The organism is Caballeronia sp. EK (genome assembly GCF_014384845.1).
Lineage (GTDB): Bacteria > Pseudomonadota > Gammaproteobacteria > Burkholderiales > Burkholderiaceae > Caballeronia > Caballeronia jiangsuensis.
Genome location: NZ_JACSUE010000029.1, coordinates 1 through 12,250, shown reverse-complemented (window position 1 = coordinate 12,250; position 12,250 = coordinate 1). Strand labels below are relative to the sequence as shown.

General features: G+C 55.0%; 10 protein-coding genes. 5 read left to right on the top strand and 5 right to left on the bottom strand.

The features are described 5' to 3' along the window. Positions 1 to 350 precede the first annotated feature (350 nt). The 5 genes from IAG25_RS38770 to IAG25_RS38755 all read right to left on the bottom strand — a co-directional run bounded on the left by IAG25_RS38770 (position 351) and on the right by IAG25_RS38755 (position 3,683). On the bottom strand, positions 351 to 608 hold the full coding sequence (locus tag IAG25_RS38770) for a hypothetical protein (protein WP_187609572.1): 258 nt from the start codon (positions 606 to 608) through the stop codon (positions 351 to 353). Between the two features lie 320 nt (positions 609 to 928). Further along, a complete protein-coding gene (locus tag IAG25_RS38765; protein WP_187609605.1) occupies positions 929 to 1,321 on the bottom strand; it encodes a hypothetical protein in 393 nt (130 codons plus the stop codon). Between the two features lie 42 nt (positions 1,322 to 1,363). Continuing rightward, complete coding sequence (locus tag IAG25_RS38760; RefSeq protein WP_187609571.1) at positions 1,364 to 1,900, bottom strand: hypothetical protein; 537 nt, start codon at positions 1,898 to 1,900, stop codon at positions 1,364 to 1,366. Positions 1,901 to 2,004: 104 nt separating this feature from the next. Beyond that, on the bottom strand, positions 2,005 to 2,214 hold the full coding sequence (locus tag IAG25_RS42065; RefSeq protein ID WP_304502703.1) for a hypothetical protein: 210 nt from the start codon (positions 2,212 to 2,214) through the stop codon (positions 2,005 to 2,007). A gap of 929 nt (positions 2,215 to 3,143) precedes the next feature. Next, positions 3,144 to 3,683, bottom strand: coding sequence for a DUF6471 domain-containing protein (locus IAG25_RS38755; RefSeq protein ID WP_187609570.1), 540 nt, complete (start codon positions 3,681 to 3,683; stop codon positions 3,144 to 3,146). A gap of 674 nt (positions 3,684 to 4,357) precedes the next feature. Here IAG25_RS38755 and IAG25_RS42365 point away from each other — a divergent pair. The 5 genes from IAG25_RS42365 to IAG25_RS38730 all read left to right on the top strand — a co-directional run bounded on the left by IAG25_RS42365 (position 4,358) and on the right by IAG25_RS38730 (position 12,179). Next, on the top strand, positions 4,358 to 4,852 hold the full coding sequence (locus IAG25_RS42365; RefSeq protein ID WP_187609569.1) for an HAD domain-containing protein: 495 nt from the start codon (positions 4,358 to 4,360) through the stop codon (positions 4,850 to 4,852). A 1,769-nt stretch (positions 4,853 to 6,621) separates the two neighbouring features. Next, on the top strand, positions 6,622 to 6,831 hold the full coding sequence (locus tag IAG25_RS38745) for a hypothetical protein (RefSeq protein ID WP_187609568.1): 210 nt from the start codon (positions 6,622 to 6,624) through the stop codon (positions 6,829 to 6,831). Positions 6,832 to 7,091: 260 nt separating this feature from the next. Then, the gene (locus IAG25_RS38740; protein WP_187609567.1) at positions 7,092 to 9,710 is read left to right on the top strand and encodes a DDE-type integrase/transposase/recombinase; all 2,619 of its coding nucleotides are present in this window, start codon (positions 7,092 to 7,094) and stop codon (positions 9,708 to 9,710) included. A 13-nt stretch (positions 9,711 to 9,723) separates the two neighbouring features. Further along, positions 9,724 to 10,776, top strand: coding sequence for an ATP-binding protein (locus tag IAG25_RS38735; protein ID WP_187609566.1), 1,053 nt, complete (start codon positions 9,724 to 9,726; stop codon positions 10,774 to 10,776). Continuing rightward, on the top strand, positions 10,773 to 12,179 hold the full coding sequence (locus IAG25_RS38730) for a TniQ family protein (RefSeq protein ID WP_187609565.1): 1,407 nt from the start codon (positions 10,773 to 10,775) through the stop codon (positions 12,177 to 12,179). Before IAG25_RS38735 ends, IAG25_RS38730 begins: the two co-directional genes overlap by 4 nt. The last annotated feature ends 71 nt before the right edge of the window (positions 12,180 to 12,250 follow it).

The following is a 12,250-nucleotide window of genomic DNA, read 5'->3' as shown; positions in this document are numbered from 1 at the left end:
GTTGATGAACAAGACGATTCTGGCGGTTGGAGCAGTGCTTGTGATTTGTTCGACATTAGCAAATGCCCAGCCGCCGCAGAACCCGAAGCCGCCCCGACAAGCTGGAGCTAGCGCGGCCCACAGCGACACCCAGGGATGGACACCTGGCGCACCGCTTCCGCCTTCGCGTAAGGCCAATACCCATCGTCCCGCCTCGGGCGCAGAGAAATCCTCGTTCTTTCATAAGAAGCTAAAGCCAGCATCGAGCGTGGACTCGAACTAGGGCGAGGAAGCCCTCCGCCGTTTGAGCGAAGATTGAGGCAAAGAACTTCTTCGACCGCCCAACTCCACCCCGAGGGAATAACGCTTCTTCAGTATTCAGCGAATCCGGACCGGTCAGTAAGACGTTCCAAATAGTCGGATACCACGAAGATGGATGGGTGCTTGAACGGCGATTCAAGCCACCGGTTCTCATACAGAGCAGTCGGAATGTCTGCAAGGGAGACTCGTTCTCTTGCCATGGAGGCTTCGGTCACAAGTAGGCGTATGTTGAGCGTTTCGATGTTTCCGTTCCATGCAGCAATCGAATGGGCGGTTCCCTCTGCTTCGCTCTCGTCGCGCTTCTTCACGTGGAAAGCATTTTTTGATTGGGAACGGGCAGCAGAGGCAGCGGCTCCGTGAGTGGGAGCAACAGCCGACAAGATGTCCGCAGTGTTACGGCCAACGTTTTGCTTCGGGACCAGGTACCACAGTCGCCTCCGTGCGAACGCTCCTGTGCCAGCAGCCGACAGTTCGTATGGCGGGACCACTTCAAGAGGTCGCCCAAGGCATAGGAAGGGATGGATTCGTAGAGCCACGGCTGATATATAGGCGTCTATGTTCGACTTGGTCTCGAATACGGCCGGAAGGCAACAGCGTCCACTTCGACGATGTCTGTGTCGCGCTGCTATCAGTGCGATTTTGCGAGCATCGCACGACAACGTTCGACTTCCCTACGTAGGCGCTCTATCTCCATGTGCATGTCAGCCGCTTGTATAAGTAGTTCTCCGACTTCGTGCCAGTAGGCAAATCCTGAGCCCCCATCCTCCATACCCAGTTCCTCGAACTTCCGAAGAGCAATCGCCAGGTCGATTGACGTATCCCGTTCCACCTCATCTTCCTCTGCCGAGTCGGCAGGTCTGCGGGCGTGCTGACGTGGCGAGCGTCGAAACAAAATCCCCTCATTGATGTATCGGTTCTTGATGCGCAACAAGAGCAGTGTGAGGATGAACGCGCACGCCGGCAGGACCAGCAACGCCGGATTGTCGAGTGCGAATTGCCAAATTGCTTCGATGGTTTTCATGTGTGTATGACTGTCACACCGGATTGCCGGCGACGGACGTCTTCACCCCTCAACGAACTTCACAGCAGCGCGGGACACTTGTTTCCTGTCGCCATAAAAGAGCGCTTGCAGCGGAGTTAGGTTGCCTAGAGCCTCGTTGGGCCTTGTGAAGAACTCCCACCTGCTCCACCCCGGTAGGTCCCGAAGTTTTCGCGCTACTTTCGCTAAGCATTTTTGGTCGAGCTGTTTGACCAAGAAGAATGTCGGGAAATATGATTCGCCCTCGATGTCAACGCTGAAGATGCGACCGGCGGAAACTTCCTTGCGGAGCGTCTTCTCGCTGACATTCGTGGCTGCACGAAAATGAGACTCGTGTATTAGCTTTGCCTTGGCAACCAGCAAGGCCGGAGTTGGCTTCTGGCGGGACGAACGAGCCGTCTTCCGTCTAGATTCGTTTTCATCGCGAATCGAATCCAGGTCCAAGTTCAACGCAGTGACTAGTCCGGCAGTTCGAACAAGTGCAAGCTTGAAAAGCCTTCCTAGCTCCGCATCCGTAAGACTGAGAAGCGCGCGAGCAGCGATAGGGTCGAACAGGGTCATTGCGACCGCGGCCTGGCGGATGATTTCGTCTATGCTCGCTCGACGAGGTGCGCGCTTATCTTGTGAGTCATTTGGCGGTCGTGGCATGTTCTCCCCTTTTCAAGCTACTCTTCAGTCCGGGTCCTGAACAACGGAATGACGTCGGCACATTCATCCTTCTCTTCATGCCGCTCAGGAGTGGGATGAGTCCAGACACCTGGGAGCGCCGACGCTGATAGGTCCAAGTCGAAATCCTGAGGGTAGTGCCGGAGAAGGCCAATTGCGACCGATTGCACCAAACCGCGAATCGTCACTTCGTCAGCGCTGGCGAGCATTCTCAGGAAGTGGCGCGTATCCGCCACAGCCTTCGTACGCTCCGCTGGCGTTGTCATGATTTCGTCTCCGCAAGAAATTCAGTCGTGACATCTGTGTACGATGTCACTCCGTTGAGCGTGCACCAACGTCGCCAGATGTATTGACCGTCTCCCGAACAACCACGAGGGCCGACCAGTTGATAGACGCGACCGGAGGAGGTGACGCCACGTAGCACCGTTGGGTCAAAACTTTGAATCGCACTGCTGGCTCGGCCTGTGTTGTCCCGAGCGTCGCTGCCTACGAAGTGCCTGGAGCCTCTCTCCGTCTCGAGGATTTGCCAGTCAGAAATCGACATATCGGGTTCGATGCTTACGTCGGGAACGCGCCAGACAGGCATGATTCTCTCCTCTCGAAGACTGGCGATGGGCCATGCGCGACGCCTGAAGCAGTTCGCGCGCCTCTATGTCTCGCTAACGGCTTTGGTCCGCTCTGCTGGAATCGTGATTTGTGATGCCTCAAACATCTTTCCTGGCGAGCGCCAAGTGAGAGCTGGGCGTTGTCCGGCCAATTATCTGGTCGACTGGGCGGATATACACGAATTGATTGAGTAGCACCGCGCCTTAATGCCAAGTCGACCTGCTGTACGGGCGTACTTATATGTCCGGAAACGGCACGCACGTCCTGACCGACGAAATGCCAGGGCCTCCGTGGTCGCTCCTAACATCGAAAGTCAGTATAACGAGCAAACACCGAGACAGCCGTAGACGTAACCTCTACGTTGAGCAATCACCTCTGTGACCCGCTTGGAATATCGGTGTCAATGTTACGTAAGACAGTTTGTATTTTTGCTTTTTTCTTACGATTAGTCTCGTGGGACATCCCACGCAAGACTATAGACGAAATATAGAACGACCACAAAAAAGCGCAAGGAGTTTTGTCGAAAAACGGCTCAGGTCGGAGAAGCGCCGGCTAACGCAGCCTCTTTCAAATCGAGCGGGTCGAGAAAAAGATGAACACCCGCAAAACGGCAAACAGCTGCGCATTGAAGAAACAGTGCGGTCGAGAAAGACCCGTCATCAACCTGGACACGCAACGACTCGGGTTCTGCGTAGACGCCTATCTCTTCAAGACGCCTCGAGAGCTTTACCCAGTCCAGCCAGGGCTGAAGCGACAACTCCGCGCGAAAGAGAGCGGACGCTCGGTCTTCCCATTCCATTTCGCCTTGGAGCGCATGGTCCCACTGTTCCGGATACGAAGAGCAAGATACCTTCAGGACTTGCAGGAAAAACGTGTGCCGGAAGCTGCCGCGATGGACCTTCCCCTCTATCGAACGCTCAGACTCCGAAATCCCAATCCTGGCCAGCGCCTCCACAAGCTGCGCATAGCTCACGTCTCGACGAGTCAGCATCACCCGTATGGCGCGCGATGACAATTTCTCCCATGGACCAGCGACAGGTTCGATAAATTTTGCTTGATTTCGCGTTGACATGAACTATGTTTTGTGTGTGGGGCAACCCACGCGGTTTGTCAAAAAGTCAAAGACCAAAATCTGGACGAGCCGTTCGCATCGACCGCTGACCCTATGCTCAAGATATTGCGCTACTTAGCAGCATGAGTCAGGTTCGGTCCTCTGCCGCCAAACTTCACCATGAACTCAATCCTTTACTTGGGCGCCGAACGCATTCTGTTCCCCGGGCTACTTCGTACCTCGCCGTCCCGCCAGCCAGCGAGAGGGTTCTCCCCGCAAAGCATCCTGCTTCCGTGCTTGGTTAAGACCGTGCTCGACCGGACCGACCTTGGGATTGTGCTCAACAGCTGGCTGGTTGTGGACTTTGGATACTGTACGCTTCGTCGCCTCCTGCCGCTTGAATTAGCGCAGAAGACAATTGGCGCAACTATGCGAGGCAACCGAACGCATCGACGGTCGTATAGCACACAAAGCAAAGTTGACCTGTTGCGGTCGGACATTACTCGTCGGAATCCCCAGCGCGTCACCATCATTGACGGGGACTCGATGAGCATCCCGTTTGAGTATCTGGAAAGGTCAATAACAGTTGGTTCGACTTCGTCCAGCAGTCTCGACTGGTTTCAGTTCACACTTCACCAGCTTCTCGATTTCGACTAATTCGCAACTCAACGCAAGTCTTGTCTGATGAGGACTACATGATTCTTTACCTCAACTTCGACGGAGTGCTGCACCCTGACCAGGTCTTCTACGAGGAGGGATGTGTTCCTTCGCTGACGGCCGTTGGATACAGCGCGCTGGAACACGCATACATCCTCGCGCGGATTCTCGGTGACCGCAGAGGCGTGAACATCGTGCTCAACACGTGGTGGACCTTTTATATAGGGGTCGACGCCTGCACGGAACTCCTTCCAAGCTCGCTCGCGCGTCGGGTATCTGGAAGTGTTCTGAAATGCGCGTCCAGTTATTCCACGAGGCCTGTGAGGCTACATGAAGCAGAAAGGCACATCGTTGCTTGTCGGGACCAAGCGTACGTTGTTATAGACCACAGCAACGCGGTCTACCGGCGCGACGTCCTTGGGAAGCTACTCCTCACAAACCCACAAGAAGGGCTGAGTAACCATGCGGCACAGAGAAGCCTCGCGAGGCGAATACGAATGCTCGAGCGGCATCCGTCTCCATCGCTAATGTAATAAGCATACCGAAATAAATCTAAAGTTTTCAGTGTTCGTAGTTGCGCAATTTCAAGGCTTTGTGTCGGCTTGCGTTATTGCACTTACATCGTATACCAAATGCATTTTTCTTATTTTGAGGTATATATGCCAATTTCTGTCGGAACGCCCCAAGCCTTGAGAACGCCTCTAACGCCGGCGAGCGAGGAAGGGACGAAACTGCTTTTCATTCGGCGGGCTTTAGTTTTACAATTTCGCATCGCCCAACCGAACTTAGGAGTTCCGAACACGCGAAAATTGCCCCCTTGACGACCTCTCGATGGGACAGTGGCCACGCCTAAATTTTTTGTGTTTTCATCGCACAAAAAACAAGGGGCCGCTAAGCCCAAGCGAACTTGAACCGCGGCCCCCGGTGGCTCCCGTGAGAAAGACCACACCTAGGAAATGTGATTTTCTCACGGGGGTTACTGAGCGTCAAAGCATTCTCACGCCTGTAATTAACGTGGAATCTTCCGCCAAATGACCCCGAACTTCGCTCTTTACCGCTCAAATTTGGCTGATTTGACTCAGCTCAACCTGCCCTTACTAGTCTCGGGCAGTGATACGCACCTCCGCGCATCTGCCCCTAATTATAAAAAGCGCGGCCAGCAGTTCCGAGATTTCTCTCTCCGCCCACCGCCTCACCCGTTTGAACACCCCCCTATCCCGCTCAGTGCCCCTGGCAAATATCTATACCCGAGAGTCTGGAGCCTGTCTCGTGAGCGACATCTGCACTAGCTCACCAGTAGCCGCGACCTCATTGGGCTAGCGCAACCCGTTTGTATTTCAGCGAACCAGGCGGTGCGTGGTCATAGCTATCGCAGCCGTGCGTTGAGCACGGCGCGAGGGGTCCGGTCGATGTTCACGTTTTGCAATTTGGAGACTTACATGAACACGCACCGCGTTAGCACTTCTTTTGCCGAGGACCTTTCGGACCTGATGGCTGGCATCGCCCGTTTCAATGAAGTGGCGAGTGTTGCGCGCGACTCGTTCGCATCTCGCATTTCATCGCCGGGCAAATCTCGCGGGATGCCCGATGCTGCATACGCACGAGCTCGCGTGAAATTGCTGAAAAACCGGAAGGCGTCGGACTCTTGCCCTCAGAGCATCAGCCGCCTTTGCTCGCTTCGAGCGGCGGACGAATCTGAGACGAGCGTCAACGAGTCGAGTACAGAAAGCCCGTCGACAAGTGCGCCGCTCCACACGCAAATGCCGGCGCCTATCTTCGTATGCCGCGGGAATCAACTATATGAGGTGGCAATCCTAACGCCCGAGATTCTTCGGGAACGTTGCTGGCGACAACTTGGTGACGTCGCCTTACGCTGGTCGGCTCTCAGTGCTCTGACCAGAGTTTTTTGCCCCGTTTCCAGCAAGCAGGAATTCGAGGATATGGAGCGCTATCTCGCAGCGTTGCCCACACAGGCAATCGTCGCCTGTCAGAACGCGTTTCTTGACGACCTACTCAGAGCGCCCATCGAGCATGGTCGCACGAAGGAAGTAAGCAGGCTGCGCCACGTCGTGAGGGCCGCGCCAGTCTGGACGGAATTGACGATGAGACTTCGGCCCATTTCCCATGGTCCGCTTGAACGCGCAACTACAAGGCCCTGTCCAAATCCATTCCGCCCAGGCGAAGCAGCCCAAACCAGAGTTCAGTAACGAGGTTCATGCAATCACAAACGAGACACACCCCTGGTCTTTGTTGCTCACCTCACTTTCGGAGGTCGAACCCCAAAGCGCTACAGGAGATGACCATGACTTTCGCACTTTTCAACGATACCTTCGTCACCTATCCGCTGTCGGCGTTTGACACGGCCGATATGGTTCAACTGATTGGTAATGGAATCCACGTCTACAAATGGAAAAGCGAAGCAGAACTTGAGAGGCTGGTGGGGAAGTACTGTGACCGTCGCCTGGACCGTCCTCACCAAGCGGCGTCTATGGATACTGGGAGACGGCGATGACTATTAATCTTCCGACCGCCGTCCCCCTAAAATCCCAGTGGCAAAAGCTGGAGAATCGATGGTTTTGGGAAAGTCCACTTGGGACAGCATTACCGCCGTACTCCGACGACGAGTTACGGGAGGAGCTTGAACGGCTCGGAACACCTCCAGACGGACAAAAGTACGTTTGGACCGCCCGATGGTACTCACCATCGAGAAAAGTGCAATCCCGATGTGGCAATGTCATCTCTCGCTATACCTCTCGGAAAATGGGACGACGAGTGGCAACTGAGAGCCGCAAGCCAGAGTACGGTGCTGTCGTGAGGTATGACTGGGACGGGACAACGCGCGAGTTCTATTGCCAACCGCCGGAGGTCAGAATTCGAGTTGAAACTGAAAAGAAGCGGTCTGACGGAACAGTGACCATCTATCAGGCGCCCACCCCTTACACCCCGGACATCCTCCGACTGACCCCGTACGGCATCTACATCGATGAGTGGAAAACCGAAAGGGACCTCGAAAAACTAGCTGAGGAGTATCCACGGCGCTTCTTCAAAGACGATGAGGGAACATGGCGATGCCCAGAACGCGAGCGCTACTTCTCCGCGATGGGCATCACGTTTTGCCTGCGTTCAGGCAACGAGAACGGCGCGGTCTTTGTTTCAAATCTCGAGTTTCTCGAAGACTTTCTGTGCAACAAGTGCGCCCCGCTAACCGATGTTGCCTGGCGGGCGATTGAAAAGATAACGCGCGATTCCTGCCCGATGACGTTGGGCCTACTTCTCGCACGCGCCTATCCCGAGCGCACTCCGTGGAACGAACCTCTGCTCGTCGAGACCCCGCCCGACGCGTTCCTCGTCGACGACGTCTACAAGGCGATTGCGGACCAACGGATTTTCATCGACTTGGAATACGATGACCTGAGCGAGCCACAAGACGTTGTAGTTTGCAGTTCCCGCGCACAACTCGAGGCACTCCAGTTTAACCGGCCTGTTACGAAGGCGGTCAGCGACAAGGTTACATTTGACGTTGACATGGGTACCGAATTTACGTTCAAGGGTCTGCCAGAGGTGTTCGAGGTTTCGTTTGCCACTTCAGAGTCCATTCATTATTTCGACCAGCACACCCGCAATGGTGGCCTCATGCCGGTGGCAGAATTCGAGCGCGCACTGTTCAACCGCGAAATAGTTCTTCTTTCATCTGCGCTGGCTACCGATGAGCGCCTTGCTCAAATTGACGGTCTCACCGACTACCAGATTGTCGAGGGCAAAAATCGATTCTTGATGGTCAACGCCCTTGAAGCCGGCAAGCAGGTTCGATGCAATCTAGGTAAAAGGCAGGTACAGCGAATACTGAGAGCGGTTCGCGCGGCAGGCGAATCATTGCCCGCCCGCCGACGAGCTGCAACTCCGAAGCGTCGCAGCGGGGGACGCCGGCAGGTTTCGGAAAGACAGCTTGAACTGATTCGTGAAGCCACTGTTCGAGGTAACAACCCAACCAATCCCAACGGGGAGGCCTCCTATCAGTTGTATCTCAAGCTCAGTCAAGAGGCAGGCGTGGACCTCGTCTCGAGAAAGACGTACTACTCTCACCGAAAGAAATTTATCGACTTGAAAGCACGTCAAGGCCCAAGGTTCGCATACAACGAGGAGCCAGCGACCTGGTACCTGCATGTTGAGGACAAGATACACGGTGGACGTCCCTTCCACCGCGTTCATATCGACCACACGAAGCTCGACGTCTTCATCAAAATCCGAGGCAAAGGCGGTAGGATTTTCCGAAGGCGTCCTTGGCTCACAATCGTGATGGACGCCGAGACCCGAGCAGTATTGGCCTTCTACCTGTCAATCCATGCGCCGAGCACCATCAGCTGCATGATGGCGATTCGGGCGATGGTGCGAACATTCCGACGTTCACCCGCAATTATCGTCGTCGACAACGGAAAGGAATTTCATTCCGCGGCGTTCGACAAACTTTGCGACCTTCTGTACATCACGCTTCAGTTCCGCCCTGCGCACAAGTCCCGGTTTGGCGGCGTCATGGAGCGATTGTTCGGAACGACAAATACCAAGCTTATTCACTATCTGGTGGGCAATAGCAAAGCATTACGCAACGTTCGTACGGTCACGAAGTCCGTTGACCCGATACGAGCCGACCTGATGAGCTTTGCCGAATTGCATGGTCTTCTCGATGAATACTTCTTCCGAGAATACAACCTTAAGGTTCACCCAGCGCACGACCACGCTCCCATCGAATACATGAATCTTCGGTTCGCTGTCACCGGACGTCGTCTTGCAAGATTGACTCCTTACGATTCGTATTTCTACATCCTGACGTGCGTACCTCCATCCAAAGGCGACACTCGGCAACTCGACAAACAGATGGGCGTCAAGATTGGTCATGTCTGGTATTGGGCAGACGAATTCGCCGACAAGTCAGTCCGCCCCCAGAAGCTCCCCGTTCTTATCGACATGTGGGACGTGAGCATCGTTTATGCATTGCTCAATGGCAAATGGGTCCGATGCCAGTCGAAGCTGCTCATGAAGTATCGCAGGCTCACTTACGTGGAATGGGGCTATGTGATTCACGAAGTTCGCATGCGCATGCACGGACAACCCGACGAAGCTTTGGAAACCGCGATGTACGAAGTCCTCAACGGCCACACTCTTCCGGACGTAGCATCCTTGACGGCGGCTACCCGTCAAGTTTATGGCGATGCGCGTCTCATCGAAGACCATACAGCAGCCCAGAAGGAAGCATGCCTTGACATGCCTATCACCACGCCCGCAGAGCTTGGCCCACCCGATGACGACAGCATCATGCGCATCCCGTTACCCAAGGCAAAGGCGGCGCGCTTCAAAATGAACTACGACTCCCTGCCCACATCCCGTCCGGTCTAGTTAAGGAGGTTCCATGAATTCCGTCACCTTTGAGCAGGCACTGCATGGAAGTCCCAACGATAAGGGTGCGTACATCGCAGCACTTCGGTTCATGCATCGAAACCTCGAGAAAGTTCTTGGCGAAGTCGAGAGGCACATGATTCCAAGCGCCGGTCTTTCTCTTACCGTCGTTGTTGGTCCGGCAGGCGTGGGCAAAACAACATTCGCGGGTCTCGAGACAGAGATGTTGCTCAAGCTCTATGACGTGGAGATACGCGAAAACCCCGGGGTCATTCCGGTTGTGTTGAGTAGCATTGACGCGGCCGATGGAAAGGACATCAACTGGCAATTGTTCTACCAGCATCTCCTTGATGACCTTCATACGTTGAGTCCGGACGTCCCCGCCCAACGCGACGGACAACCTGTCGATGGTGTGAAGAGCTACCGGGTGACATTCGAAAAAGCTCTCCGCAATCGGGCGGTTCGTCACGTTTTGCTGGACGAAGCTGTGCACTTGACTGATTCGAGAACTGACCCTTTGCAGTACGGGAACCTTTTGAAGTCTCTCGGGAACCGTGGTTCCATGAACTTGCTGCTTATAGGTGCCTACGGCTCGGAAAAGATAGTTCGCGCCAGCGGGCAATTGGCACGTCGAATCAGCGTGGTCCACTTTCCGCGGTATCTCGCGAATCAGGACGATTTCGACGCATTCACGCAGTTCATCAAGGACCTAGCGAAGGAGCTCCCGCTGCCGTTCAAGGTTGACCTCGGAAAGTATGTTGAAACCCTCTTTGAGGCTCACCTTGGCATCCCCGGATATGCAGTTAAGACCTTGGTGAGGTCAGTTATTGCATGCGCGTACGACGGGTGCGAATCGTGGAAAGACGAATATGTATGGAATGCGCTGCCATCCAAAGCAGAATACGAAACGATTGGGGCTGAGACGCTTGAAGGAGAGCAGAACATCCAACCCTATCTCTCGTCTTCATATCCTATTGTTTATCCGAGCGAAGCCGAATTGCTTGCGAGCCTTGCAGCAAGGCGGGCTCGAACGGTCGGTGACGCTACGCGAGGATTCCGTCGATGAAAAGTCCGTTTCGTACGCAGTTGCCTGGCGGATGGCCTGACGAGGCGCCGGCGCGGTCTATTCTCTTCAGCCTTCCGCCCTATGGGTGCTCGGGCGAAGACCGCGAGAGTCTGGGCAGCTACATTTGTCGTTTGAGCGATGCTCAGGATATTCCGCGCGGCGCGTTGGCGTCTCGTATCGTAGGTCCGGTCGCGCGCGAGCTGTTTGGCGCAGACCCCCGCCGCTTGGCTCAAGACATTGGACGTGCCGACTACGCTGCCAGTGTCTCTAGTCAAACGGAAGAGGCAAATCACTGGGCGTACGCGCTCAACAGCCTCACGTTGCGCAACAACCTGCAGCTTTGTACTCTGTTGCCATTGAGAAACCTCGTTTCGCCACTGAAGTTGATGTCAAGCGACAGGCAATTTTGTCCCTATTGCTATAAGGAAGATGAGCAGTTGGGGCGCTCCCGCTACGACAGATTGCTTTGGAGCATAAAGGCTGTCGTTGCATGCCCCTTGCACAGAGCACGGCTCGTCAAGCGCCTGGAGCAGAAGCGCGACGCCACCTTACCCGACGATGCTGACACTCTTCTCGCCCAAGGTAAGTTATCGGAGGTGGCCTCAATGCTTCCGGCGTCAGAATACGAAATCGAGAGCGCACGCCTCATCGCGGAACTTCTGGACGATGCAGTCTTCTTTTCGGGTCTTCGCTACGAGTCGTCTGCTCAGTCCACCTTTCTCGTCCACGCGATTGATAGCCTGTTCGCAGGAAAGTCCGCTCAATTCGCTGTGCATCTTGGCGTCGGCAAATCGCAGGTGCACGGATGGGTTAAGGGAAAGGTGCGCATGAGCCTACCGCGGCTCGCGCTGACCGCCTACTGTTGCAACTGTGCAATCGCGGATATTTTGCTTGGCAACCGAGTGTTGCTATCGCAGCGCGCAGCACCCGAGTGTCAAGACCGTCGTTTGCTCCAGGCGGGTGGCACGGGTGCCAAACGGCCGAAAGATGAACTTCGCTCGGAACTCGGCGAAATGATTCGCGCCGGCGCTACAAGAAGCGCGGCCGAAGCGGCAAAGGCCGTTGGAATTTCAGTGAAATTTTTTCGAAAGGAATTTCCCAGCGAGCACGCGGCCGCAGTTCAGCAGGGTCGCGACCTTGCGACGGCCCTTCGAGATGAAGCTAGGGCTACATACGACCAACTTTACCTAGCTGAACATCTCTCACTGCAAAAAGCCGGAATCTATCCTGCTCGAAGGCGGGTGGTCTCGCGCATGCGTGGCATGGTCAAAACTTTGGGAAGGCATCAGGATGCGCAGAGAGCCCAACTGAAAGCTCATGCCGCGACAGGCGTGCGACTGGCGACGCGTGGACGCAGACCTTCGGGTGGTCCAGGAAGCCAACAACAGGAAAATAGAGTCTAACGCGGGACTTTTTGGGTCGGCGGGTATTACCTACAGATGTCGTTTACGACATTGGTAGGGTAACGACACAC

Excerpts from the sequence above, each read along its gene's own strand:
- IAG25_RS38765 (WP_187609605.1), bottom strand. The coding sequence starts at position 1,321 with ATGAAAACCATCGAAGCAATTTGGCAATTCGCACTCGACAATCCGGCG.
- IAG25_RS38745 (WP_187609568.1), top strand. The coding sequence starts at position 6,622 with ATGACTTTCGCACTTTTCAACGATACCTTCGTCACCTATCCGCTGTCG.
- IAG25_RS38760 (WP_187609571.1), bottom strand. The coding sequence starts at position 1,900 with ATGACCCTGTTCGACCCTATCGCTGCTCGCGCGCTTCTCAGTCTTACG.
- IAG25_RS38735 (WP_187609566.1), top strand. The coding sequence starts at position 9,724 with ATGAATTCCGTCACCTTTGAGCAGGCACTGCATGGAAGTCCCAACGAT.
- IAG25_RS42365 (WP_187609569.1), top strand. The coding sequence starts at position 4,358 with ATGATTCTTTACCTCAACTTCGACGGAGTGCTGCACCCTGACCAGGTC.
- IAG25_RS38730 (WP_187609565.1), top strand. The coding sequence starts at position 10,773 with ATGAAAAGTCCGTTTCGTACGCAGTTGCCTGGCGGATGGCCTGACGAG.
- IAG25_RS42065 (WP_304502703.1), bottom strand. The coding sequence starts at position 2,214 with ATGCTCGCCAGCGCTGACGAAGTGACGATTCGCGGTTTGGTGCAATCG.
- IAG25_RS38755 (WP_187609570.1), bottom strand. The coding sequence starts at position 3,683 with ATGTCAACGCGAAATCAAGCAAAATTTATCGAACCTGTCGCTGGTCCA.